The sequence below is a fragment of the Kluyvera sp. CHPC 1.2972 genome, assembly GCF_036759925.1.
GTDB lineage: Bacteria > Pseudomonadota > Gammaproteobacteria > Enterobacterales > Enterobacteriaceae > Kluyvera.
In genome coordinates, this window is the sequence record NZ_JAPKIB010000005.1 from 89113 (window position 1) to 115223 (window position 26111).

At 55.7% G+C, this 26111-nt stretch carries 15 protein-coding genes; 5 read left to right on the top strand and 10 right to left on the bottom strand.

All coding sequences use genetic code 11. The features are described from left to right. Positions 1-36 precede the first annotated feature (36 nt). The 9 genes from V6944_RS10650 to V6944_RS10690 form a co-directional block, all read right to left on the bottom strand. Positions 37-3003 carry a type III restriction-modification system endonuclease gene (locus V6944_RS10650; RefSeq protein WP_333498924.1) on the bottom strand — a complete coding sequence of 989 codons (2967 nt, stop codon included), beginning with the start codon at positions 3001-3003 and terminating at the stop codon, positions 37-39. A gap of 10 nt (positions 3004-3013) precedes the next feature. Then, entirely contained in the window at positions 3014-5083 is a 2070-nt protein-coding gene (locus tag V6944_RS10655; protein WP_333498925.1) for a site-specific DNA-methyltransferase, read from the bottom strand. Positions 5084-5382: 299 nt separating this feature from the next. Continuing rightward, complete coding sequence (gene pflB / locus V6944_RS10660; RefSeq protein WP_333498926.1) at positions 5383-7677, bottom strand: formate C-acetyltransferase; 2295 nt, start codon at positions 7675-7677, stop codon at positions 5383-5385. 29 nt (positions 7678-7706) lie between these two features. Continuing rightward, positions 7707-8915, bottom strand: a complete 1209-nt coding sequence (gene tdcD, locus V6944_RS10665; protein WP_333498927.1) for a propionate kinase — start codon at positions 8913-8915, stop codon at positions 7707-7709. A gap of 26 nt (positions 8916-8941) precedes the next feature. Next, a complete protein-coding gene (tdcC, locus tag V6944_RS10670; RefSeq protein WP_333498928.1) occupies positions 8942-10273 on the bottom strand; it encodes a threonine/serine transporter TdcC in 1332 nt (443 codons plus the stop codon). 31 nt (positions 10274-10304) lie between these two features. Next, positions 10305-11294: a bifunctional threonine ammonia-lyase/L-serine ammonia-lyase TdcB gene (gene tdcB, locus V6944_RS10675; RefSeq protein ID WP_123649952.1), complete on the bottom strand. Its 990-nt coding sequence runs from the start codon at positions 11292-11294 to the stop codon at positions 10305-10307. Positions 11295-11393: 99 nt separating this feature from the next. Next, complete coding sequence (tdcA, locus tag V6944_RS10680; RefSeq protein WP_333498929.1) at positions 11394-12332, bottom strand: transcriptional regulator TdcA; 939 nt, start codon at positions 12330-12332, stop codon at positions 11394-11396. A gap of 675 nt (positions 12333-13007) precedes the next feature. Further along, positions 13008-13634, bottom strand: a complete 627-nt coding sequence (locus V6944_RS10685; protein WP_333498930.1) for a LysE family transporter — start codon at positions 13632-13634, stop codon at positions 13008-13010. 95 nt (positions 13635-13729) lie between these two features. Next, positions 13730-14566 carry a LysR family transcriptional regulator gene (locus V6944_RS10690; protein WP_333498931.1) on the bottom strand — a complete coding sequence of 279 codons (837 nt, stop codon included), beginning with the start codon at positions 14564-14566 and terminating at the stop codon, positions 13730-13732. Positions 14567-14662: 96 nt separating this feature from the next. Between V6944_RS10690 and V6944_RS10695 the strand changes: the two genes are divergently transcribed. The 5 genes from V6944_RS10695 (at position 14663) to urtA (ending at position 23127) form a co-directional block, all read left to right on the top strand. Then, the gene (locus V6944_RS10695) at positions 14663-15397 is read left to right on the top strand and encodes an SDR family oxidoreductase (RefSeq protein WP_333498932.1); all 735 of its coding nucleotides are present in this window, start codon (positions 14663-14665) and stop codon (positions 15395-15397) included. A gap of 271 nt (positions 15398-15668) precedes the next feature. Further along, on the top strand, positions 15669-17471 hold the full coding sequence (atzF, locus tag V6944_RS10700; RefSeq protein ID WP_333498933.1) for an allophanate hydrolase: 1803 nt from the start codon (positions 15669-15671) through the stop codon (positions 17469-17471). Further along, positions 17464-21081, top strand: a complete 3618-nt coding sequence (uca, locus tag V6944_RS10705) for an urea carboxylase (protein WP_333498934.1) — start codon at positions 17464-17466, stop codon at positions 21079-21081. The genes atzF and uca overlap by 8 nt, the downstream gene beginning before the upstream one ends. 10 nt (positions 21082-21091) lie before the next feature. After that, the gene (locus tag V6944_RS10710; protein ID WP_333498935.1) at positions 21092-21790 is read left to right on the top strand and encodes a GntR family transcriptional regulator; all 699 of its coding nucleotides are present in this window, start codon (positions 21092-21094) and stop codon (positions 21788-21790) included. A gap of 65 nt (positions 21791-21855) precedes the next feature. Continuing rightward, positions 21856-23127: an urea ABC transporter substrate-binding protein gene (gene urtA / locus V6944_RS10715; RefSeq protein WP_333498936.1), complete on the top strand. Its 1272-nt coding sequence runs from the start codon at positions 21856-21858 to the stop codon at positions 23125-23127. A 684-nt stretch (positions 23128-23811) separates the two neighbouring features. Here the strand turns inward: urtA and iutA are convergent. Beyond that, positions 23812-26013: a ferric aerobactin receptor IutA gene (gene iutA / locus V6944_RS10720; RefSeq protein ID WP_333499050.1), complete on the bottom strand. Its 2202-nt coding sequence runs from the start codon at positions 26011-26013 to the stop codon at positions 23812-23814. Positions 26014-26111 lie beyond the last annotated feature (98 nt).

Genomic DNA, 26111 nt, shown 5'->3' on the forward strand with positions numbered 1-26111 from the left:
GCTGCTCCCATAAAGCGCGTTATCCCAGGGCGTTGATTACTCCTCGTCCCCTTTAATCAGCGTATTAATTTTCTCGTAGACGGCTTGTGCCGTCGTGGCTTCGGCAAATTCGACGTTTACCGCATTGTTTCGCAGCATCTCGAAGAACTTTCGCTGGGCCTCCAGAATCACGCGATCGCCAACCCGCATATTTTCCGCTTTAGTTTCGACGAGGAGATAGACGCTGGAAGCATCTTCTCGTTCAATCATATAGACGAAATCAGGCGTGGTTGTGCCGCCGGTATATTTCGGCACCTGAATGGCCCGTTTTGGCAGTTTGCCAAAGACGGTAACCTTCTCCGGGTAGCGATGCTTGAGCAGCGCCAGCTCGGGGTCGGCGCTGTCATAGCGTAACGGTGGAAGTTCATAGAGGTAGCGTTTATCGTCGATGGCGCTGTCATCGGTCAACGTGCCGAGGATCTCGGCGGTCAGATCGGCCTTAAACACCTGGCGTTCGCTGTCGAAAATCGAAGTCGAGGCCTGGAATTCAAGAGGCTGGTAGGCGTAACGTTGCGCAAAGCGCTCATCAAAGCGGTTTTTAAACGCGCTCGCCAGATTCTCCAGCGACGCCTGGCTCAAGTAGCGGGCGTCACCGTTGAGCTTATCGCGCAGCACGGCCATCAATAGTGGATGCACCACCTTAACGCTGAGGCTGGTGCGCATAACCAGCTGCTTGATGAACTGCCCATAGGCCATCCCCGGAAGGTACTGCTGCGTGTCGTAATCACCTTCGCGCTCGGCGAGCGCCATTTTACGCTCGTGGTTGATCTGCAGCTTTTGCTGAATCTGATTGGGTTTCTGGCGGCTATAGTATGATTCATCGCCGATCACCGCTTCGGCAATGGACGACAGCGAATCCGGGATACGATCGAACTCAAGCATATAGCGGCGTGAGAACTGCAGCCAGACGTCCTTCAGCCGCGCCCAGTTATCCTGGCGTAATTTCACCCGCAGCTTAGCGGCGGGTTTATTCTCCCGGATACGATCTTCGCGCACGCGGGTATGAGCCAGCTCTGGGTAGAAATGCAGCAGCCATTCGAATCCGCTGCGGGTTTCACCATCGAGGGTGACTTCCGGTACAAAGTCGTTATTACGCTTAATGAGCCCTTTCGCATCCAGCTCGCTCAGTAAGGTCTCTTCACTGTAGCCAGATTGAGTTTTTTGCCGCTCAGCGACAATCAGTGCGATGGTAGCGCTATCGAGCTTATGCTCATTAAGCTGAATCTTACTGTCGCTATTAATTTCATCGACCAACTGGCGGGCAAATGCTTTTTCGTCATAGCCAATCAGGAAGGCGAGGCGGGAAGGCCATTCATCCTGCTGGACGCGATGACCGTTTTCGTCAACGGGCAGACGCAGGCCACGGCCCACTTCCTGAATTTTGCTCGCTTCACTCCCGGAGGTGCGCAGCTTGGCAATGACGAAGACGTTAGGGTTATCCCAACCTTCGCGCAGCGTCCATTTGGAAAACAGAAAACGACGAACCTGCCAGTTACCCTGAGGGTCTTTAAAACTGAGCAGCTTCTCTTTATTTTTGAGAATATCGTCCACTTCGGCCTGAATAGCTTCATCGCCGCTGCCGCGGTCTTCGCCGAAATAACCCGCGTGCACGTTCTGGTCGTCAGAATTCAGGCTGGCGAAGGTGGCGCGCAGAAACGATAAATACTCGACTTCTCGCGGCAGGCGCTTGAGCTCATATTCACCGATAAGCGCCGTGAGTTTGCTCAGGAGCAAACGTTCGAAAGTCTGTTTGAGCCAGCCTGCGTCATCGCGATAGCTCTTAATGCTATCAATAAAGAACAGGCTGAGCGTTTTGATGCGCGGGGCGTTGTGTTCACCCGTATTACCACGCAGGAAGTTGGCCTGCTCAATATCAAAATGCTTATCGATGGCATCCTGAATAATCAACTGCTGGTAGCTGGCATTAAAGGTGCCGGGCACTAAGGCCATACCGCTTTCCAGCTCCAGATCGTTGGAGAGCACTTTACCGCCAGCATATTCAATGCTGCCCTCGAATCCTTCATCCACCTCCGCGAGCTTATCGCCCACGCCCAGTTCGAAAGTGCGATCGCCCTGCTTCAGGATGAGCTTTTTCGCGCTGACGCCGTCGACGATATAGCGATTTTGCGCCTGGGCTTCGCTCAGGTTGGGGTAATAAATATCGATGCCCTTGACCAGGCCCTGATTGAAACTGTCGACGGCGTTAAGATCGAACTGCGGCTGGCGGCGGTAATAGTCCTTACGCAGGAACTTATTTTTCCCTTTTCCGACCTCAATTTCCGGGAATGTTGCCCCGAAGCGCACGATCATTTGTGGCTTGATGGACTCCACCGCTTTATAGAATTTATTGTCCCGGGCAAAACGATGCGGTTCATCCATGATGACCACCGGGCGGGTTAGCTGTAGCCCCTCGATGGGGGAAGTCAGCCCGCCAATGAGCGTCTGGTCATAATCATTACGGGTCATGCTGGCGGAGTTCAGCATTTGCGCATTGATCAGCAATACCTGAATGGTGTGGCTATTATTGCGGCTGGCATCGGTAAAATTCAGCAGTTGAACCGGGAAGTTTTTACGCCCCGATTTCGCTTTGAAATCACCGGCATTGATGGTGGAAAGCTCAATGCGCGTGTTGTCATAAAATTGCGAAAAATGCTGACGCGCGTAGTCGCTGGTAATAAAACTACGCGCCCCTTCTTTAATGGCCGGTGTTGGCACAACCAGCACAAATTTAAACAGGCCATAGCGTCGGTGCAGCTCATACATTAAGCGCGTATAGACGTAGGTTTTACCGGTACCGGTCTCCATTTTAATGTCAATATTGGTTTCAGCTTCATAGCGGCCCTTAATGAGCGGGTTTGCGAAGCTATTATGCTCCGTCGCCGAAGCGTCCATACCGGTAAAATGGTTGAGAATGGCCTCAATGGCCTGTTCCTGATGCGGCAGCTCTTCTAATAAAATTTTCATTGCGTGCGCCTTAGTACCGCTTCACCAGATTGACCTTCTGGTCGAGCTGCTTCAGGCCAATCTCCAGCTCGCGCAGGGATTCGAGGTCGAATGAATAGCCGTAGATCACGACCGTCTGTACCGCCAGTTGATGAGTGCCAATCTGGTTCAGCAGTTCGCGGGTGTGTGCGGCCCGCCAGTGTTCTTCAATCAGATAGAGGCGGGTACCGTCAACGTAAGTGGCCTTATAGCCAGCGAACGTCAGCGTCTCGATTTCCACATCCATCCGGTAGCCGTCAGCGACCAGCCAGGTGGTGAGAATCGTCTCCTCACCCGTGGTGCGACCCGGCAAGCCTAGACCGCTGGCGGAGAATGGGGCGATCATATTATCGAACCCGGACTCGCCGAATACCGTCATCTGGCCGCTGGTGGTCATAAAGTTGCCGGTGTTGATATCGAAGCGGTCCAGATCGTCCAGCGTCTGCTGCGCGGGAACGACAAAACGGTAGTGTTTAAAACCGAGGTCGACATCGGTATTCGGCAGTGCTTCACGAATTTTCTGCGCGGCGCGTTTCAGGCGTTCGCGGCTCATCTCATCAATAGATTTGAAGCCTAGCGCCCGTGCGGCGTTGTCTTCTTTAATCGGTTCTGCCAACTGAACGGTGATAAAGTGATGTCGGCTACCTGTCTCGGCGTTCAGCTCCATCACCGCATGCGCAGTGGTACCTGAACCGGCAAAGAAATCCAGAATCAGGCCATTCTCAATGCCCTGAATGGAGTTGAGCATGCGCTTCACCAGACTCACTGGCTTCGGATTGTCGAAATGAATATCCAGTGACGAGAGCAGGGTATCGTCGCTGCCGCCAAAATAGAAAAGTGACGGCACGTTCTCGTACATATTTTCTTTCAGGATGTACTTACGGTTCGGCTGTGTGGTTTCGTCTTTGCCAAACAGAATCAGCCCTTTTTCCTGTAGCTCCTGCATCGTTGCCGATGGATTACGCCAGCCGCGTTCAGGGACCGGGCAGTTGTGGCCGCTTACCGGGTGTTTTAGCGGAATGAAATAGTCGTCCGGCGCTTTTTTCTTATTCGGCCAGGCCATCGATACGGGACGGAAAATATCGCCGTTATCGTCAATCTGGTTGTAGGCTTTTTCGCCACCGCTGAAGTTTTGCTGGGCAATCCACTCTTTATACTCTTTGCGCACCGCCTCGCTGAGGCCTTTATGTTTCTTGATCAAGGCTTCCACTTTTTCCAGCATGCGTGAGGCATTTTCTTTCGGGCGCTTCAGGCTGTTGACGGCTTTAAACGCTTCGCTGTTTTTGCAATACGCCAGGATAACTTCATGCTGCTGAGAGATCCCCGTCGCATCGCCCTTAGGATTGCGTTTGTCCCAAATGATTTCGCCTAAATCGTTGGCTTCACCAAAGAGTTCGTTGCACAGCAGTTTGAGGTTGGCATGTTCGTTTTCATCGATATGAATAAAGATAACGCCAGACTCTTTCAGCACGCGTTTGGCTAACCACAAGCGCGGGTACATAAAGGTGAGCCACGCCGCGTGCGTTGCCTTACCCTGAATCGATTTCAGCCTTTCCAGTTCCTGGTCGTTTAACGAAAACATGCTCTGCAGAGCCTGATCGCTATATTCGAAGGTATCCGGGTAAACGAAGCCATCCGAGCCGGTATTGTATGGGGGGTCGATATAGATAATATCGACCGCATTGCCGTAGTTGCTTTGCAGATGGCGCAGGACTTCTAAATTATCCCCCGTCAGGAACAGGTTATGACTGCTGCTGTTTTCGCGCAGCGCATTATGTTCAGTGTCGGGAACGATAACCGTGGTGGATTTTTCACCCGCCTGTTTTTTGGCGTAGTCTTTACCAATAAAATCAAGTTGATAACCGTTGCTAAGCTCATCAATGTTATGGGCCCGGAGCGCATCCTGAAATTTCTCTATATCAAACGAACCTTTGGCGATAAGTTCGCCATTATCGTCGCGTTGGTCAGGCGTGAAAAATTCAGGGAGCTTGTTATACAGTTCCTTCAAGAAAGCGCTGTTAGGCGCCACCGATTCGTTATGTTTCTGTATATCTTTCAGCATTAATGTCAACTCCGCTGCAGCGTGCTATCGGGGGCGATAGTGATATTGATGGGCCGTATTTTATGGAAACGGCTGGCCCTGATGTCGATCCGGCCATGATACAAAAAAAAGCCCGTAATGCCCATTGCATACGGCCTGTCTGGGGGAGTTGGTGGGGGAGGGGGAATGTCTGCCCTCAAAAAAGGTGCACAGAGGTGCACCAAAGGAGAGACAAACACACTTTTTTGTCAACAACACATCGCTTAACTGGCCGCACGTTCCCGCGCGGCCAGCCATGCTATTTCACGGGGCTTCCAGCGTTACAGCGCCTGGGTGAACGTCCGCGAAATCACATCCTGCTGCTGCTCGCGGGTCAGCGCGTTAAAGCGCACCGCGTAGCCAGAAACGCGGATCGTCAGGTTGGGATAGTGCTCCGGATGCTGAATGGCATCCAGCAGCATCTCCCGGTTCAGCACGTTAACGTTCAGATGCTGACCCCCCTCGACGTGCGCTTCATGGTGGAAGTAACCGTCGAGCAGCCCGACGAGGTTAGTTTTCCGCACACCATCCTCTTTGCCCAGCGCCGCCGGTACGATAGAGAAGGTGTAGGAGATCCCATCTTTGGCATAGGTGAACGGCAGCTTCGCCACTGAGGTCAGCGAGGCGACGGCGCCTTTGCGATCGCGGCCGTGCATCGGGTTAGCCCCTGGTGCAAACGGCGTGCCGCCACGGCGACCATCCGGCGTGTTACCGGTTTTCTGGCCGTACACCACGTTAGAGGTGATGGTCAGAATGGACTGCGTTGGCACGGCGTCGCGATAGGTTGGCAGCACCTGGATTTTCTTCATAAAGCGCTCGACCAAATCGCAGGCAATGCTGTCCACGCGCTCATCGTTGTTGCCGTACTGCGGATACTCCCCTTCAATCACGAAATCGACCGCCAGCCCGGTATGGTCGCGCACCGGTTTCACCTGCGCGTATTTGATTGCCGAAAGGGAATCCGCCGCCACCGACAGCCCGGCAATGCCGCAGGCCATGGTGCGATAAACGTCGCGGTCGTGCAGCGCCATCAGCGAGGCTTCGTAGCTGTATTTGTCGTGCATGAAGTGGATGATGTTCAGCGCGCTGATATACTGCACCGCCAACCAGTCCATAAAGTGGTCGAGGCTCTCCATCACCGTATCGTAGTCGAGCACTTCATCCATCAGCGGCGCTGTTTTCGGGCCGACCTGAATCTTCAGCTTCTCATCCACACCGCCGTTGATCGCGTACAGCAACGTTTTGGCGAGGTTGGCGCGAGCGCCGAAGAACTGCATCTGCTTACCGATAACCATCGGACTTACGCAGCAGGCAATGGCGTAATCGTCGCTGTTAAAGTCGGCGCGCATCAGGTCGTCGTTCTCGTACTGTAGCGAGGAGGTGACGATAGACACCTGGGCGGCATACTTTTTAAAGGCCACCGGCAGCGCTTCTGACCACAGCACCGTCAGGTTCGGCTCCGGCGCTGGCCCCATGGTGTGCAGGGTGTGCAGATAGCGGAACGCGTTCTTAGTCACCAGCGTGCGTCCGTCCATTCCCATCCCACCGATCACTTCGGTGGCCCAGATAGGGTCGCCGGAGAACAGGGTGTCGAACTCCGGCGTACGCAGGAAGCGCACCATGCGGATCTTCATGATGAAGTGGTCAATCAGCTCCTGCGCCTGCTGCTCGGTCAGCAAGCCGGCCTTGAAGTCGCGCTCAATATAGACGTCGAGGAACGACGCGGTACGGCCGAGCGACATCGCGCCGCCGTTCTGCGATTTCACCGCGGCGAGGTAGGCAAAGTAGAGCCACTGCACCGCTTCCTGGGCGTTACGCGCCGGGCGGGAGATATCGCAGCCGTACTTCGCCGCCATCTCCTGCATTTGCAGCAGCGCGCGGCGGTGCTCCGACAGCTCTTCGCGCAGGCGAATGGTGGCTTCGAGGTTTTGACCGCGTTGCAGGTTGGACTGGAGGTCGGCGAACTGCTGTTCGCGTTCGCGCACCAGATACTGAATGCCGTACAGCGCCACGCGGCGGTAATCGCCGATGATACGCCCACGGCCATAGCCGTCCGGCAGACCGGTCAGCACGCCGGATTTGCGGCAGCGCAGCATGTCCGGGGAGTAGGCATCAAACACGCCCTGGTTGTGGGTTTTACGCAGCTCGGTGAACAGATATTCGAAGTTCGGGTCCATCTCACGACCGTAGGCATCGAACGAGCTTTTGATCATGTTGACGCCGCCGTAAGGGTGTAGCGCGCGCTTCAGCGGCTTGTCGGTTTGCAGGCCGACGATCTTTTCCAGACTCTGGTCGATATAGCCCGCGTCGTGAGCGGTAATGGTGGTGGCAATATTGGTATCGAAGTCGACCGGCGCGTGCGTCGCGTTCTCGATGCGAATACCCGCCATCACCTTCTCCCAGAGGGCGAGGGTGGCCGATGTCGCTTCAGCAAGGAAGGATTCATCGCCTTCATACGGCGTGTAGTTATGCTGAATAAAATCGCGGACGTTAATACTCTCTTTCCAGTCCGTGCCGTTAAATCCCTGCCATGCGTCGGCGTACAGCTTATCGCCGGTATCGATATTTACCTTCATGGATATTCTCTCTGCTGACTAACCGTTAATTACGCGTATTCGACGCAGGCGCTTATTTCGCCTAAATGAATCGCATCGAGGGCAATCATTTTTTCTTCATTGGTTGGAATAACGCTGCACACCACGCGGGCATCGTGGGTGGAAATAATTCGTTCGCCGTAGGCGTTGGGTAAATTATTTCGCTCGCTGTCGATATTCACCCCCAGCACGGCGAGGTGTTCAATCACCAGGCGGCGAATTAATACCGAGTTCTCACCAATACCGCCGGTGAAAATAATCCCATCGAGGCGATGCAGTGAAGCCGCGTGCCCGGCAATATGGCGGGCGATGCGGTGGACGAAGGTTTTAATCGCCAGTTGGGCGCGTTCATGCCCTTCATGCCACGCTTTTTCCAGCACCCGCAGGTCAGAGGAGAGGCCGGAAATGCCGAGCAGACCAGACTCCTTATTCACCACGCGCTCCAGGTCAGCGAGTGTCTGCTGGGTTTCACTGGCGACCCAGGCCATAGCGCCGAAGTCTACGTCGCCGCTGCGGGTGCCCATCATCAGCCCTTCGAGCGGCGTCATGCCCATGGAGGTATCCACGCTCTGACCGTTACGCACCGCACAGATAGACGCGCCGTTACCGAGGTGAGCGACCACCAGACCGGAGTCCTGCTCTGGCAGGCTAAGCAGGTCGTGGGCGCGTTGAGAGACGTAGCGATGCGAGGTGCCGTGGAAGCCGTAGCGACGTACGCCCAACTCTTCAAAATATTTCCACGGCAGGCCGTAGAGATAGGCTTCTGGCGGTAATGTCTGGTGGAAGCTGGTATCAAATACTGCCACCTGCGTTATGCCAGGGAAGAGCTGCTGCGCAGACTCAATACCGCTGAGGTTGGCATAATTATGCAGCGGAGCCAGCGGTGATACTCGGCGGATATTCTCAATCACGTCGTCAGTAATAATGGCTGATTCGGTAAAGATATTTCCGCCGTGGGCAATACGGTGGCCAATTAAGGCCACGCTGTCATTTAAATCACGCTTTTCGAGTTCAAAAGCAATTGCCTTTAATGCGCCTTCGTAGCTGTGGTGAGCCAGCGTGGCTGGCTCACCTCCATTTACGGATAAGAACGCATTTTCAGTGTTAATTCCGTCAGCAATACCCGCCATTAATACATCGCAGTTGGTTGCATCCAGTACTGAAAACTTAATTGAAGATGATCCACAGTTAATCACTAATACGACCGGGAATTCATTCATTTTACGACTCATCCTGAGTTTACAGATTAAAACAGTTTGTACACGATGTTGAGAATGGTCAGCAGACCAATAAGGGTGACAAACACGTTATCCAGACGACCACGGTATTTCGCCAGCGACGGCGCTTTACGGATGGCGTACATCGGTAACAGGCAGAGCAGGGAGGCGATAATTGGCGCACCCATCGCTTCAATCAGGTCCAGAATGTTCGGGTTGGCGTAAGCGACGACCCAGGTGGAGCCCATGATGAAGATCATGCTGATGGTGTTCAGTTTCCCGGAGGAGACTTTGGTTTTATCGCCTTTGTAGCCAAACTTCAGCACCAGGCCGTTCAGCCCTTCCAGCGTGCCGAGGTAGTGGCCGAAGAAGGATTTGAAGATAGCGACCAGGGCGATGATAGACGCACCGTACTCCAGCGTGGTGGCGAAGGTCGACTTGCTGCCCGCCATGGAAGAGAAGTGGTTTGCCAGGTAAGAGAGCACTGGAATGTTCTGCGCTTTGGCTTCCGCCATGTTCTGCGGAGAGAGCGTAAACAGGCAGCTGAAGGCGAAGAACATCACCACGGCGACCATCAGCACGCTGGCGCGGGAGATAATCTGCGAACATTTCTGCTCGGTGAATTCACGGCCGTAGTCCTTCTCATACTCTTCACGCTTGGAGACCACGAAGGAAGAGACGATTGGCGAGAAGTTAAAGGAGAACACCATGATGGAGATGCCCAGCCATACGGTCACCAGGATACCGTCGTGCCCGGTCAGCGCGATATTACTGAGATCGACCTGATCGATAGCGGCAGAGTTCCAGTAAGGGATCAGCGACAGCGAAATCAGCACCAGGCAGGCAATGAACGGCCAGACCAGGTAGCTCATCACTTTAACCATCAGGTCTTTACCAAACCAGATAACGAACGCCATCAGCAGCAGCAGGAACAGGGCGACGAAACCGCGGTTCAGCGCTGGCATCTGCAGCTGGTTTTCCCAGAAGGTCATAAAGGTGTTGGTAATGGTGACGCCATAAATCCACAGCAGCGGGCAGATGGCGAAGAAGTACAGGAAGGTGATCACCACGCCGCCTGTCTTACCAAAATGCTCCTCTACCGTTTCGGTGATGTTGCCGGACGGGTTAGAGCCAGACAGGCACAGCCGCGCCAGCGCGCGGTGGCAGTAGAAGGCAATCGGGTAAGCCAGCAGCAGCATCAGGAGGATGGGGATTAGCCCACCAAACCCGGCGCGAATCGGGAAGAACAATACCCCGGCGCCGATGGCGGTGCCGAATAAACCCAGGGTCCACGTAGTATCTGATTTACGCCAGACGGATTGTTTGGTCTGGCTGGATATAATGCTTTCAGTAGTACTCATATCCTATCCTCAGCGAAGTGTAATAGTAGAATTAAGCGTCAACTAAACCGGTAATTTGCGATACACGAGACAAGTCGATATTCCCGCCAGAAATAATGCTGACCGTTTTTCTATTTTTGATATAGCTATCTAATTTGCCGCTTAATAATGCCGCACATGCCAGGGCACCAGCACCTTCGGTAACGACTTTATTACGCTGAATAAGAGCGATCATGCTTTTGCGAATTTCATCTTCGTTGACCAGCACAATATCATCGACGAGGTCACGAACGATTTCATAGGTTAAATTACCCGGGCGAGAGACGTCACAGCCGTCCGCCAGGGTGCCGGTCGTTCGGTGCGTAGTTATATTTCCGGCATAGTAAGAGGCCGCCATGCCGTGAACGTTTTCGGATTGAACGCCGATCACTTTAATGGTTGGGTTAATCGATTTAATGGCGATAGCAATACCGGCAATTAAACCGCCGCCGCCGATGGGCACAATCACGTTATCGACATCATAGAGGTCTTCGAGAATTTCCAGACCAATGGTGCCTTGTCCGGCAATCACTTTCGGGTCGTCATACGGTGGGATAAAAATACGGCCTTCCATTTCAACAATTTCGCTCACCTTGGCGATGGTATCGTTGAAGTTATCGCCGTGCAGTACCACTTCCGCAGAGTAGTCGCAGGTGGCGGCCACTTTAGATTTCGGCGCGCCTTTTGGCATCACCACTTTGCCGTCAATGCCTAGCATGGCACAAGAGAGCGAAACGCCCTGCGCATGGTTGCCCGCCGAGCAGGCCACCACGCCCTTGCGCCTTTCGGCTTCGGTCAGGGAGCTGAGCTTATTAAAGGCACCACGGATTTTAAACGAACCCGTACGTTGCATATTTTCGAATTTCAGGAAGATATCGCCTTTGCATTGCTCACTAAAATAGTTTGAGCGCGGCATACCGGTTTTATAAATTTTCCCTGCCAGGCGTTTTTTGGCTTCAATAATATCTTCAATTGCAACCGGGAGATCGTATGTAATATGCATTATAACCTCATAACCTAAGTGTTAGGGTAATAGATATCCGTCACCACGGACCGATAAATAGATCGGTGGTATTTGTACTGGGCTTTTAAAACTACTGGGCTATTTAATATTCATTATTTGTTTTTGCCTGCGTCCATTGCAGGCCGAGTATTCCTTTGCTAATTGCACCAAAATGGATGCGGCTTTTTTAATTCGATAATTCTTTGACCATACGGCGGCGTAGCGCGCCACGGGCAGTGCTTCTTCAACTTCGAGCGTAATAAACTGGTCTGAGCCAAAAGGCGCGGTCATATCGCAAGGAATCACCGTCAGGAAATCGGCATTGAGAACAAGATTATAAATAGTGACCACCGAGTCGGTCTTAACAATGTTTTCAATGCTGATGCCATTTCGTTGTAGCGTAATAAGCAGTTCGCTGTAGTAGCCCATATTGGTTTGTGGTAACACCCACTGCGCGTCCTTTAGCGAAGCCAGCGTGGGGTTACCGCTGCATGTTCGGGATTTGTTCGCCACCACCACAAACTCTGACTCAAAAAGCGGCTCAACGTGCAGGTCCTGCAGCTTCATCTCATCGCTTAAAGTGCCAATGGCGAAATCCAGGCGGCCATCGCGCAGGGCGGGCAGGAACGAGGAGAGCTGCGCTTCGAACATTGAGATCTGGACCTTCGGGAACACCTCTTTAAACTTCTGAATCATGTCTGACATAAAAGTGAAGCCAATCAGCGACGGAAACCCAAACGAGACGTCTATGGCGGCATCATCGGTCATGCTGTTCATCTCATTCACCATGTTGGTCATCTCACGGGTGATGGACTCCGACCAGGAGAGCAGCACCTGGCCTGGGTGAGTCAGCGTGACGCCGGTATTTTTCCGCACGATAAGCTCGGCACCAAAGTAAGTTTCAATATCGCTTATGATTTTACTGACTGCGGGCTGGGTTAACCCCAACTCTTTTGCCGCAGAACCAATAGAACCACTACGGATCACTTCCTGAAAGACCACCAGATTCTGTATTTTAGGGAGATTAAATGTATTCATAACAATCCGTGTTAATTACTTTGTTGACGGAAATAAGTGTAACAAATTAATAGGCTGGGGATTTGTGCGAGCACTCACAAATTGCTTTTTGATGAATTATCACGCGCTATTGCTTCTCGTTTAATTTATTATGTATCAATGAGTTAGTGTTTTTAATATAACGATTCGCCCTGATTTCAATCAAAAAATAATGGGGGGATAACAATATTTTATGGCGATAACGATGACCATTTTTTTGCGTCGTTAATAATCACCATCTGGCGATCTTTCAAGCAATTATCGTCTGATTAACGGTCAATAAATGGCTTAAATTTAATGTGTAATTTATCAAATTAAATTTCAAATGAATCATTATTACGGTTAAAGAATGCCGGGCATCACATTTTTCTCCCATGATTGTTCTGAAAGATACGTATTAGTTATTAATACTAAAAATGTTTCTTACATTTTATTATCATTGTTATCATTTATTTAACCTCGGTTTTTTGCCGATTTTTTAGGTGTTCATTTTGGGTATGAAATCGGTTTCTTTTCTTTTGTGTCGTAAAAAGTTTAATGGATAGTGTTTTGTGTTGATGCTCACAAATCCGCACTCTTCTTTCCGAAGGGGTAAAACGAGGAATGATAACGAGAAGAGAAAAGGGTAACCCGATGGGCTACCCCAATAGCCAGATATCAGCTCAGCGCCACCTTAATACCCAGCGCAATCAGCAGCCCGCCCAGCATCTTATCAATAATTTTCTGCGCCTTTGCCAGCCCGCGACGTACCGGCGCGCTTTGGATAAGCACCACCAGCATCGGCCACCAGATGACGGAAACGGTAAGGATCACCCCGGCGTACCACATTTTCTCCGGAAAACCGGATTTCACGTTCAGCACCTGAGTGAAAATAGAGAGGAAGAACAGCGTGGCTTTCGGGTTCAGCAGGTTGCACAGATAGCCCTGCAGGAAGGCTTTTTTCAGCGTGGTTTCCTGCTGAACAACACCGGTCATGTCCATGCTTTTATGCCCGCGCGCCAGCAGCGCCAACAGACCCACCCAGATAAGATAAGCCGCGCCCGCGTACTTCAGAATATCGAACAGCCATGGCGTGGTGGTGATCACTACCGCCAGACCGGCCACACAGTAAGACATATGCGTCAGCACGCCGCAGGTGATGCCAAAGGCGGTCATCATGGCGGGCAGGCGGCGATAGCGCGCCGCGTTTTTAATCACCATAAAGAAGTCCGGGCCGGGTGACAAAATGCCGAGCGTGGCAATAGACGCAACGAACGCCGTTGCACCAATAGAAGGTATGAACATTTGGGAGGTCTCTAATCAGGAAGGTGAATAAATTAGAGCGGGATCACAAAAGTCACTATGACCGGAATCAAGATTTGCACGTAATTATCCGCGCTTTACCCCGCCAGTTCTGCCGCCTCGTTAAGCAGCTCCAGCAGCCGGTTAACCGCCGGGTTCTCCACCGCCTGAACTGAATAACAAATACCGATTCGCCGTAGCAACGGATACCCCGGCAGCGCCCGGGCGCTGAGGTCGCAGCGGGCTTCTATCAATGAGTGTGGCGCAATGGCCAGACCAAATCCCGCCTCGACCAGATCCAACGCCAGCGTAAAGCTGCCTGCATTGGCGCTGGGCGCACCGGCTGCCGTGCCGTAAAACGGCAGGAAGCGCTGATGAGAATCGTGGGCCGGATACATCACCCAAGGGTAGCTATAGAGCTGCTCCAGCGTCAGTTCCGCCACCTGCGCCAGCGGATGGTCGCTGGGGAACGCCAGCATATAGTGCTCGTCGAACAGCGGCATAAACAGCTCGTCTTCGCAGCGCAGGCTCTCGCAGCCGAGGCGAATATCTCCGGTACAGCCTGGGTCAAGGGTGACCAGCGTGTCCGGCATTTCAAGACGAATGCGCTGTAGCAGTGAGGCCAGACATGGCGAGGCAATATCCTGCTCGACGCCGATATTCAGCGGCGTGCGGTCCTGACGTTTACGAAAGCGTGAGGTGAGGGTCGCCATCTCCTGAAGCATACGGCAGGCGTGTGGATAGAGCGCGCGCGCATCTTCCGTCACCTCCACGCCGCGGGGCTTACGTATAAAGAGTTGCGTACCGAGTTCCTCTTCCAGCGCTTTCACGGTGGCAGAGAGCGCAGGCTGTGTCAGACTTAACTGTTCAGCCGCGCGGGTAATGTTGCGCTCTTCAAATACGCAGATGAAGGCGCTGAGCTGTCGCTTATCCATAGATTTATTTTATGGCTGTGAAAAAAACAAACCATTTTTCACCATTCTCATCCGGATTTAAAGTAGCGCCATCAATTTTATTTATGAGGAATACCAATGAACGCTGCATCTAAACCATTAGTCGTGATTACCGGCGCCAGCTCCGGGATTGGCCTGGCCACTGCAAAACTGCTGTCAGAACGCGGACATGCACTGCTGCTGCTGGCGCGTCGCGTGGATCGTATGACGGCGCTGAACCTGCCGCGCACCCTGTGCCGTGCAGTAGACGTCACCAACCGTCAGGCGGTGGCCGATGCCATTGCCGAAGCGGAACAGCAGTTCGGGCCGGTTGATGCGATGGTCAACAACGCGGGCGTGATGCTGCTGGGCAACATCGACGATCAAAACCCGGATGAATGGGAGCAGATGATCGACGTGAACGTCAAAGGACTGCTGAACGGCGTTCACGCGGTGACCAAAGGGATGATTGAGCGCAAAGCGGGCACCATTATCAATATCAGCTCCATTGCCGGGCGCAAAACCTTCCCCAACCACGTGGTCTACGTCGGCACCAAGTTTGCGGTGCACGGCCTGTCCGAAAACCTGCGTGAAGAGCTGTCGCCGCACAATGTGCGCGTGGTGGTGATTGCACCGGGTGCGGTGGAAACCGAACTGCTGAGCCACACCACCAGCGACGACATTAAAGCCGGTTATCAGAGCTGGAAGCAGGATATGGGCGGTAAAGTGCTGAGCCCGGAAGATGTGGCGCATGCTATCGAGTACGCCTATTCCCAGCCGCAGTACGTTTGTATCCGTGAAATTGTGCTGGCGGCGACCCGTCAGGGCGCATAATTTATCACGAAATAAAAAATAGATAGCCTCATTGATAACATTGTTATTCGTGAGGCTATTTTCATAATAGATTATTCTGATCCAATTCTATGTTATTTATTTTTCCTATGACCTGCTGCACTGTTATTGCGCCTGATGTGCTTTTACGGTGCGTGCTAATTTTATGACTACGTCATTATTTATTTAAAAACTCTATAAAAACAGGCTATTAAATATCTGGCACGTGCCTTGCTAATTGAATTCCATCTTGTATACCAACAGGAATTCAACGATGGCATTAATGACAGGACAAACGCTGACCGCATGGCGTCAGCAAATCAGTCAGGACAGCGACTCCGTTCTTACGCTTTTAATTGAACATATTAATACCTTCTCCGCAGAGGATAACGCGTGGCTGGCGATCGCCAGCGAAGCGCAGTTGAAGGCACAATTAGCCGCGTTAATTCCGCTGTATCAAAATAACCCGCAAGCCCTGCCATTATTTGGTATTCCGTTTGCGGTCAAGGACAACGTGGACGTGGCGGGATGGCCGACCACCGCGGCCTGCCCGGCGTTTGAATATATTGCCGAGCAGGATGCCACGGCGGTTGCCCGGCTGAAAGCCGCCGGGGCGATTGTGGTGGGCAAAACCAACCTCGACCAGTTCGCCACCGGGCTGGTGGGCACGCGCTCTCCCTACGGCGCGGTGGTCAATACTTTCAACTCCGATTACGTCAGCGGTGGCTCCAGCTCCGGCTCGGCCTCCGTGGTGGCGCGTGGCCTGGTGCCGTTTGCCTTTGGCACCGACACCGCCGGTTCCGGGCGCGTGCCCGCCGGGTTTAACAATATCGTCGGCCTCAAACCGACCAAAGGCTGGCTCTCTGCCAAAGGCGTAGTCCCGGCCTGCCGCCTCAATGACACCCTGTCAGTATTTGCCCTGACGGTGGACGACGCCTTTTATATCGCCTCGCTGGCGGGTGGCGCGGATGCTGAGGATGCTTACTCGCGCGCTAACCCGGCGACGGCACCCGCTACGCTTGCACCGAACCCAACTTTTGCCGTGCCGGAGACGCTGAACTTCTTCGGCGACGTGCAGGCGCAGGCGGCGTGGGAACAGGCTATTGATGCGTTGTGTGCAAGTGGCGTCACGCTAAAACCTATCGACTTCTCCGTCTTTACCCAGCTTGCCGAACAGCTCTATCAGGGGCCGTGGGTCGCCGAGCGTACGGCGGCGGTGGGCGACATGCTCCAGCACCCCGAACAGATGGACCCGACCGTTTATACCATCGTCTCTGCGGGCCTTAACTACAGCGCGGTCGATGCCTACAACGCTGAATACCTGCGCGCCGAGCTGGCGCAAAAAATCCAGCAGACGCTGGGCGAAGTCGACGCGCTGGTGGTGCCAACGTCGCCCACCATCCATACCCTGAAGGAGATGGAGCAGGAACCGATTCGCTTCAACTCCCAGTTCGGTACCTACACCAACTTCACCAACCTTGCTGACCTCAGCGCGCTGGCGCTGCCCGCGCCGTTTCGCGCCGATGGCCTGCCGGCAGGTATCACCCTGCTTGCCCCCGCGTGGCACGACCGGGCGCTGGCCGATTTTGGTCAACGCTGGCAGCAACAGCTGGCGCTGCCATTAGGGGCGACCGGACTGCCGTTCACGCCAAACGCCACCGCGCTGCCGCCGTCCCCGCATCACGTGCGCATTGCGGTGGTCGGCGCGCACTTGCGCGGTATGCCGCTCAACTTCCAGCTCACCACCCGCCATGCCGTCTTTGTGGAAGCCACGCAGACGGCGGCGACCTATCGCCTGTACGCGCTGGCCAATACCCAGCCGCAAAAGCCGGGGCTGGCCCGTGATGCCTCCGGTGCGGCGATTGAGGTTGAGCTGTGGGATATCCCGTTGGCGCGCTTTGGCGAGTTCGTGGCGGAAATTCCGTCGCCGTTGGGCATTGGCTCGCTGGAACTCTGCGATGGCCGCTGGGTGAAAGGCTTTATCTGTGAACCGGCGGCGCTGAACGATGCCGTGGACATTACCGAATTCAAGGGCTGGCGGCACTGGGTTGCCCGTAAGGAGAGCCACCATGTTTAACACCGTGCTGATTGCTAACCGTGGCGAAATTGCCTGCCGCGCGATCCGAACCCTGAAGCGTCTCGGCATCACCAGCGTGGCGGTCTACTCCGACGCCGATAAAAATGCCGAACACGTTAAGCAGGCCGATATCGCACTGGCGCTGGGTGGCGAAAAGGCCAGCGACAGCTATCTGAAAATTGACGCGATGATTGCCGCTGCGCGGGAAAGCGGCGCACAGGCCATCTGGCCGGGCTACGGTTTTCTCTCGGAAAGCCTGCCGTTTGCCGACGCCTGCGACAAGGCGGGCATCGTGTTTATCGGCCCTACCGCGCAGCAGATTGGCGAGTTTGGCCTGAAGCACCGCGCTCGCGAGCTGGCCGCCGAAGCGGGTGTACCGATGACGCCGGGCACCGGGCTGCTTAATTCGCTCGACGAGGCGCTGAACGCGGCGCAGAACATTGGCTACCCGGTGATGCTGAAAAGCACGGCGGGCGGCGGCGGGATAGGCCTGACGCGCTGCGCCGACGCGCAGGCGCTGGCGCAGGGGTGGGAGAGCGTGCGTCGTCTGGGCGAGCAGTTCTTTAGCGATGCCGGGGTATTTGTTGAGCGCTGCGTGGATCGCGCGCGCCATATCGAAGTGCAGATTTTTGGCGACGGCAAAGGCAACGTGGTGGCGCTCGGCGAGCGCGACTGTTCGCTCCAGCGCCGCAACCAGAAGGTGGTGGAAGAGACGCCTGCGCCAAATCTTCCGGCGACCACCCGCAAAGCCATTCTCGAGGCGGCGGTGCAGCTCGGCAAGCTGGTGAACTACCGCAGCGCCGGGACGGTGGAGTTTATCTATGATGCCGCGCTGGACGCGTTTTATTTCCTTGAAGTGAATACCCGTTTACAGGTTGAACACCCGGTGACCGAATGCGTTACCGGGCTGGATCTGGTGGAGTGCATGCTGCGCGTGGCGGCCGACGAATCTATCGACTGGGCGCGTCTGGCAAAAGCGCCGCAGGGGGCGGCGATTGAAGTGCGTCTTTATGCTGAAAGCCCGCTGAAAAACTTCCAGCCGAGCCCCGGCGTACTGACCGAAGTGGTCTTCCCGGACGATGTGCGCATTGATACCGGCGTGACCACCGGCAGCGAAGTGTCCGCGTTTTATGACCCAATGATCGCCAAGCTGATTGTCCATGCACCAACCCGCGCGGCTGCGCTGGCAAAACTGGCGACGGCGCTCGACGCCACACGACTGCACGGCATCGCCACCAACCTCGACTACCTGCGGCAGATTACCGCCAGCGAGGCGTTTGTCAGCGGCACCGCCTGGACGCGCATGCTCGACAGCGTGGTGGCGCAGTCGCCGATGATTGAAGTATTGCAGCCCGGCACCTGGAGCAGCGTGCAGGATTATCCGGGCCGTCAGGGCTACTGGGATATCGGCGTGCCGCCGTCCGGCCCGATGGATGATTTTGCCTTCCGCCTGGCGAATCGCATTGTCGGTAACCATGAATCGGCGGCCGGGCTGGAGTTCACCCTGCAGGGGCCGGTGCTGCAGTTCCACGCCGACGCGCTGATTGCCCTGACCGGGGCCGACTGTCAGGCGACACTGGACGATGAAGCGGTGCCGATGTGGCAGCCGGTGGCGGTGAAGGCGGGGCAAACCCTGAGTCTGGGCCGCGCGCAACGCGGCTGTCGGGGTTATCTGGCGGTGCGTAACGGTCTTGATGTGCCGGTCTATCTCGGCAGCCGTTCCACCTTCGCACTGGGCCAGTTTGGCGGCCACGCGGGGCGCACGCTGAAGGTTGCGGACCTGCTGCCCATCTCACGTCCTGAGCTGGCGGCCTGCACTACGCCCGCGCCTATTTCCGAGCCGAAGGCACTCTCGACGGCGCTGATCCCCGAATACGGCGAAGTCTGGCGCATTGGCGTGCTCTACGGGCCGCATGGCGCGCCGGACTTTTTCACCCAGGAAGCTATCGACGAGTTCTTCGCCAGCGACTGGCAGGTGCACTACAACTCCAACCGCCTCGGCGTGCGTTTAGTCGGCCCCAAACCGAGCTGGACCCGCCCGAACGGCGGTGAGGCGGGGCTGCATCCGTCGAACGTTCATGACTGCGAATACGCCATTGGCGCGATTAACTTTACCGGCGACTTCCCGGTGATCCTCACCCGCGACGGCCCAAGCCTCGGCGGCTTTGTCTGCCCGGTGACCATCGCTAAAGCGGAATTGTGGAAAGTCGGGCAGGTGAAGCCGGGCGATCGCATTCGCTTCTACCCGATTAGCGTGGAAGATGCGGTGGCGCGGGAAAATGCCATGGACCGCAGCGTCGACACCCTGCAAACCACCGCGCTGCCGGAATTTGCCATGCCGTCGCTTGCCGACCGCGACGGCGTTTCCGCCACCGGGCTGGTGTCGCTGCCTGCGACCTTCAGCACCCCGGCGATTGTTTATCGTCAGGCGGGCGACAACTACATCCTGATTGAGTATGGCGAGAATGTGCTGGATCTGGCGCTACGCCTGCGCGTTCACGTGCTGATGGAGCAGCTGCGCGAACGGGCGCATCCGGGGATTAAAGAGCTTTCCCCCGGCGTGCGTTCGCTGCAGGTGCGCTACGACAGCCGTGAAATCAGCCAGCCCGCGCTGGTGGCGCTGCTGCTGGAGCAGGAGGCGCGCATCGGCGATGTCACCCGCATGAAGGTACCATCTCGCGTTGTCCATCTGCCGATGGCCTTTGAAGACAGCGCCACGCTGGACGCCGTCAGCCGCTACGCCGATACCGTGCGCGCGACTGCGCCGTGGCTGCCGAACAACGTCGACTTTATCCAACGCATTAACGGCCTGCCGACCCGTGAAGCGGTGATGGAGACCCTGTTTGACGCCAGCTATCTGATTCTGGGGCTGGGGGACGTCTACCTCGGCGCGCCGTGTGCGGTGCCGGTGGATCCGCGCCATCGCCTGCTGAGCTCCAAGTACAACCCGGCGCGCACCTTCACCGCCGAAGGTACGGTGGGCATTGGCGGCATGTACATGTGCATCTACGGCATGGACTCGCCGGGCGGCTATCAACTGGTGGGACGCACGCTGCCTATCTGGAACAAATTCCTCAAAAACGCGCAGTTCAGCGAAGGCGAGCCGTGGCTGCTGCGCTTCTTCGACCAGGTGCGTTTCTACCCGGTGAGCGAAGCGGAGCTGACCCTGCTGCGCGATGATTTTCGCGAAGGCCGCGCGGCAGTGCGCATTGAAGAGACGGTGTTCGACTTTGCCGAGCACCTGCAGTTCCTCGATGACAACGCCGACGATATCGCCCGTTTCCGTCAGCTGCAGTCTGCGGCGTTTGAAGCGGAGGTGGAGCGCTGGCATCTGGACGACCAGGAGGCTGACATTGAAAGCCTGCTGCCTACGCAGGAAGAGGCCATCGACGACGACGCGTTGCCGGTAACCGCCGATATGAACGGCAATATCTGGAAGGTGCTGGTCGCGCCGGGCGAGACGGTGGAAGCCGGTCAGACGCTGGTCATCGTGGAAGCCATGAAAATGGAGCTGGCGATTCACGCCCCGCAGGCGGGCATCGTTAAACGCATCGGCTGCCAGCCGGGCCGCCCGGTGAGCCCAGGCGACGCGCTGCTGTGGCTGGAATAGGGAGCAGCCTATGACGGAAGCGAACGGCAAAAAGCGCACGGTGGGGCTGGCGGAGCGTATCTATCTGGCGTTGAAAAACGACATTTTTGATTTCCGCCTGATGCCCGGCGAGCACTTTAGCGAAAACGAAATCTCCGAGCGCATGGCGGCCAGCCGCACGCCGGTGCGCCAGGCGCTGTTCTGGCTGGAGCACGAAGGCTACGTGCAGGTTTATTCGCGCAGCGGCTGGCAGGTGAAACCGTTCGACTTCACCTATTTCGAAGCGCTGTACGACTTTCGCATCGTGCTGGAGATGGAGGCGGTGAAACGTCTGTGCGCCATGCCATCGCAGGAGCGCGCGGCCCATCTCGCACCGCTGCTCGCCTTCTGGTGCGATGCGCCGCAGATGCCGCCGGGCAAGGAACTCTCGCGCCACGATGAGGCGTTTCATACCGCGCTGGTGAGCGCCACCGGCAACGGTGAGATGGCGCGCGTGCACGTCGAGTTGACGGAGAAAATGCGCATTATTCGCCACCTCGACTTCACCCGCGAGGATCGCGTGGACGCGACCTACAGCGAACACGCACAGGTGCTTCGCGCCATTGTGCAGCAGCAAACCGAAGAGGCGCAGCGGATCCTCACTGCGCATATTTCTCAGAGTAAGGCCGAGGTCAGAAAAATAACCCTACATCGGCTACAGCAGGCCCGTTTACAACCCGTTTCACCGTAGATGTGGCATCCGCCCCATCCCGGTGGGGAACTTTTATCACTCAATATCGTTTAGGGGTTTTGGTCATGAAAAGACGTTCTTTACTGAAAGCATTTGCCCTGTCGGCCACCTTTTTGAGCATGGGCTTCTCTTTGCAGGCATACGCAGCAGACACCATTAAAATCGGCATTATGCACTCGCTCTCCGGCACCATGGCGATTTCCGAAACGCCGTTGAAGGACGTGGCGCTGATGACCATCGATGAGATCAACGCCAAGGGCGGCGTGCTGGGCAAAAAGCTCGAGCCGGTGGTGGTTGACCCGGCCTCCAACTGGCCGCTGTTCGCGGAGAAAGCGCGTCAGTTGCTGACCCAGGATAAAGTGGCGGCGGTGTTCGGCTGCTGGACCTCGGTATCGCGTAAATCCGTGCTGCCGGTGTTTGAAGAGCTGAACGGTCTGCTGTTCTATCCGGTACAGTATGAAGGTGAAGAGATGTCGCCAAACGTCTTCTACACCGGCGCGGCGCCAAACCAGCAGGCGATTCCGGCGGTGGAGTATATGATGAGCGAAGACGGCGGCAGCGCGAAGCGCTTCTTCCTGCTTGGCACCGACTATGTTTATCCGCGCACCACCAACAAGATCCTGCGCGCCTTCCTGCACTCGAAAGGGGTTCAGGATAAAGATATTGAAGAGGTCTACACGCCGTTTGGCTACAGCGACTACCAGACTATCGTGGCGAACATCAAAAAATTCTCCGCGGGCGGTAAAACGGCGGTGATCTCCACCATCAACGGCGACTCTAACGTGCCGTTCTACAAAGAGCTGGCCAACCAGGGCATCAAAGCCACCGATGTCCCGGTGGTGGCGTTCTCCGTCGGTGAAGAAGAGCTGCGCGGCATTGATACCAAACCGCTGGTGGGGCATCTGGCGGCGTGGAACTACTTCGAGTCGGTGAGCAACCCGGTGAACGAGAAGTTTGTCGCGGATTACCGCGCTTATGCCAAAGCGCACAAGCTGCCGAACGCCGATACCGTAGTGACCAACGATCCGATGGAAGCGACCTATGTGGGCATTCATATGTGGGCGCAAGCGGTAGAGAAAGCGGGGACGACCGACGTGGATAAAGTGCGTGCGGCGATGGCCGGGCAGACCTTTGCGGCGCCGAGCGGCTTTACGTTGACCATGGACGCGACGAACCACCATCTGCATAAGCCGGTGATGATCGGCGAAATTGAAGATAACGGTCAGTTTAACGTGGTGTGGAATACCGATAAGCCGGTGCGCGCGCAGCCGTGGAGCCCGTATATTGCGGGGAATGATAAGAAGCCGGATACGCCGGTGAAAACGGGTGGGAAGTAAGGTTTTGTAACGGGGGCAGTGGTTTGATGGAGGGGAGATCCATTTGGGGTTATCACTCTGTTGCGCTCCCTTCCAGCGCGAGCCATATAAACTGCGCGGGCGCAGGGAGCGCGCAAGGGGCGGCCAATCGCCGCCGCCCCCTGCACCCCCGGGCTCTGGCGGCAAAATCGCCGCTGCGCGGTTCCCTCAGCTTATCCCTTCCGGCTTCGGGGCGGGCGCGAGTTCACATCCATGTGAACCACGCCCTCAGCCCACATCCATGTGGGCTGACCCGGCCTACAGGGAACGCTTCGGCGATTTAGACGCCACCAAAAACCGTGCGGTCTTTTAGCTAACAGCAAAAACCAAAGTAACTGAAACCGATGAGTCCCCGCTGGAAATCGGCGAGCCGTAGCACGAAAGACAAGGTCAGTCCGCCATGGATGGCGGACTGAGGCGAACCGAGACAGGGACGTCGAGTTTCGCCGTGCCGCAGGCTGGAGTCGTAGGGGAGCGCAGTGCGAAGCACCGATTTCCCTGCGGGGCCGCGGGGATTGCGAAGGGGTGCGCGGCCGCACCCCTTGGCCCGTTCACCGGTGATGGAACTTCATATTCCACCCGACGTAAAGTGAACGGAACCCTTCACCTCACTCACAAATATCAGGTTTTTTCCATCGGGACCGAGTGGACAGTACGACTCCGCTATCAGAACAGCACCGAATAGTTCAACCCAAACGTCCGCCCACGACCTTTATAGTCATACAGCGACGCCGGGCCATAGCCAGGGCTGTAGTACATCGGCGCACGCTGACCCCACACGGTGGTGTAATCACGGTCGAAGAGGTTTTCGACGCTAAAGCTCAGCTTACCAACCGGCAGAGCGTAGCTGCCGAGCAGGTCGATAGTGGTGTAACCATCAATCTGATTCCCCGCTTCATCACGCAGCTTAAACGATGTCGTGCTCTGTACGCGCAGGCTCCATGGGTCCGGTGCCCAGCCGATATAAGCGGTGGCTTTCGACGGGCTGGCAACCTTCACGTCATATTTTTCCCAGCTGCCGTTCACCTTCGACTCGGTTTTCAGCACGTTAAAGTTACCGCCGGTGCTCCAGTTGGTGTCCGGAATAAAGTAGTCCACCGCGCCTTCCACACCGTAAATACGACGTTTATCGTCCACTACGCTGATGGTCAGATCTTTATTCGCCTTCACGTTCTTATCCGACAGCGAGTAGTAGGCCGCGATTTGGGTACGCAGGTTGTCGCCAGTGTAGCGCCAGCCGAGCTCGTAAGAGTCAACCTTGATACCCTGCAGCTTGCTGTCGCTGACGTTGACGCTGTTGGTCAATGCCCGATGGCCATTCACCGCCGCCGCATAATTGCCGCGACCGTAGTATTTGCCCGGGTCCGGCAGCTCTACGCCCTGCGAGAAGTTAAACCATGTTTGCTGACGCTCGGTGATGTGCATTAACAGACCGGCGTTAAACAGGTAGTTGTCGTAGTCCGTCGAACCGCCAGGAATCGCATCGGCGGATTTGATAGCGCCGGAAGCAATTTGCTCCTGTACGGCGTAACCGACGAAATCATCAACCTTGTTTTCGGTGTACTGGTAGCGCACGCCGCCGCTGAGGGTAAAGATTTCGTTGATGTCGTAGCTTGACTGTAAAAACGCCGCCAGGTTGCTGATGTCGTATCCCGGATAGCGCCCGGTGGTATAAATCTGCTGGTTGTTCATCCCGCCGGAAGCGTTCGCCAGATCCTTATTGAAGTACATCTGGTTGGAGGTAAAGCGCTCATGATCGGCATCCAGCCCGTAGGTGAGCTGCCAGCCATCCAGCGGCGTGCTGTTCAGCGTCAGCTTGGCACCGTACTGATTGGTTTCCTGCTGAGATGACGAGAAGCTGGTTAATGCCATATTTTTGTCGACGGTCGGGAACGGGTAGAACTTCAGGGACTCATCGCGGTAGTAAATCTGCCCAACCACCTCCTGTCCGAGGAAGCTGCTGTTGGAATACTGAAGGCTCATCAGATGGCGCTCGGTGCCCGGAATACGGTCGGAATTCAGCCCGCTGCTGACGTAAGGTTTGGTGGCACCGGTAAGCGCGGAGAAGTTTTTCCCAAGATTGAGGCCATAATCATCATCGCCCTGGCTCTTGTAGTATTGGGTCACCAGCTGCAACTGCTGGTTTTCATCAATGTTCAGCGTCCCGGTGCCCATCAGATCCAGACGGTCGGAATACTGCAGACCGGTCTGGGTGTTGTCGAGCAGGGTGGCATCGCCGTTGCCGTCGTACCAGCCGCCAAACTTCTGATAGGCCACCGACATGCGCCCTGAGATATGCTCGTTACCGCCGGAGACGGCGCTGGCAATACGCTCGTCGTGATCTTTACTGCTGTTGAAGCCGCTTTTGGTTCCCGCTTCGAACTCGACCTGGGTTTCCGGCTGGCCTTTTTTGGTCACGATATTGATAAGCCCGCCGGTACTGCCCCCGCCGTACAGCGAGGTGGCGCCGGAGATCACTTCAATGTGTTCGATGTTAAACGGGTCGATGGAGTCGAGCTGGCGGCTGTCGGTACGCGAGGAGTTGAGGCGCACGCCGTCAATCAACACCACTAATGGGCGTCCACGCACGTTCATGCCGTAGTTGGTGCGGCTCTGACTGCTGACGTCCAGGCCGGGAATCAGCTGGGCCAGCGCGTCTTTCAGCTCTTTACCGCCCTGAATCTGTTGTTCCAGTTCGGCATTTTCGATAACCCAGGTGGTTTGCGCCATCTCGGCTACGGTGCGGTTGTTACGGCTGGCGGATATCACCATATTTTCGTCATCGCTTTGTTGGGCGACGGCGGGCGCCATCATGGCAAGCAGCAAGGGGTTAAGCGCCCAGAGAGTATATTTCTTATTAATCATCATCATTCCTGCGCACGGGCAGACAACGATCGGCCCAAAGATGCGCGTAGTGAGTTAAAGAAGCAGCACGGTGCTGCATGTTTCCCGGCGAGCGCGGCGTT

What these genes read in the sequence shown, in the direction of transcription:
- V6944_RS10650 (WP_333498924.1), bottom strand. Translation starts at nt 3,003, where the DNA reads ATGAAAATTTTATTAGAAGAGCTGCCGCATCAGGAACAGGCCATTGAG.
- V6944_RS10655 (WP_333498925.1), bottom strand. Translation starts at nt 5,083, where the DNA reads ATGCTGAAAGATATACAGAAACATAACGAATCGGTGGCGCCTAACAGC.
- pflB (WP_333498926.1), bottom strand. Translation starts at nt 7,677, where the DNA reads ATGAAGGTAAATATCGATACCGGCGATAAGCTGTACGCCGACGCATGG.
- tdcD (WP_333498927.1), bottom strand. Translation starts at nt 8,915, where the DNA reads ATGAATGAATTCCCGGTCGTATTAGTGATTAACTGTGGATCATCTTCA.
- tdcC (WP_333498928.1), bottom strand. Translation starts at nt 10,273, where the DNA reads ATGAGTACTACTGAAAGCATTATATCCAGCCAGACCAAACAATCCGTC.
- tdcB (WP_123649952.1), bottom strand. Translation starts at nt 11,294, where the DNA reads ATGCATATTACATACGATCTCCCGGTTGCAATTGAAGATATTATTGAA.
- tdcA (WP_333498929.1), bottom strand. Translation starts at nt 12,332, where the DNA reads ATGAATACATTTAATCTCCCTAAAATACAGAATCTGGTGGTCTTTCAG.
- V6944_RS10685 (WP_333498930.1), bottom strand. Translation starts at nt 13,634, where the DNA reads ATGTTCATACCTTCTATTGGTGCAACGGCGTTCGTTGCGTCTATTGCC.
- V6944_RS10690 (WP_333498931.1), bottom strand. Translation starts at nt 14,566, where the DNA reads ATGGATAAGCGACAGCTCAGCGCCTTCATCTGCGTATTTGAAGAGCGC.
- V6944_RS10695 (WP_333498932.1), top strand. Translation starts at nt 14,663, where the DNA reads ATGAACGCTGCATCTAAACCATTAGTCGTGATTACCGGCGCCAGCTCC.
- atzF (WP_333498933.1), top strand. Translation starts at nt 15,669, where the DNA reads ATGGCATTAATGACAGGACAAACGCTGACCGCATGGCGTCAGCAAATC.
- uca (WP_333498934.1), top strand. Translation starts at nt 17,464, where the DNA reads ATGTTTAACACCGTGCTGATTGCTAACCGTGGCGAAATTGCCTGCCGC.
- V6944_RS10710 (WP_333498935.1), top strand. Translation starts at nt 21,092, where the DNA reads ATGACGGAAGCGAACGGCAAAAAGCGCACGGTGGGGCTGGCGGAGCGT.
- urtA (WP_333498936.1), top strand. Translation starts at nt 21,856, where the DNA reads ATGAAAAGACGTTCTTTACTGAAAGCATTTGCCCTGTCGGCCACCTTT.
- iutA (WP_333499050.1), bottom strand. Translation starts at nt 26,013, where the DNA reads ATGATGATTAATAAGAAATATACTCTCTGGGCGCTTAACCCCTTGCTG.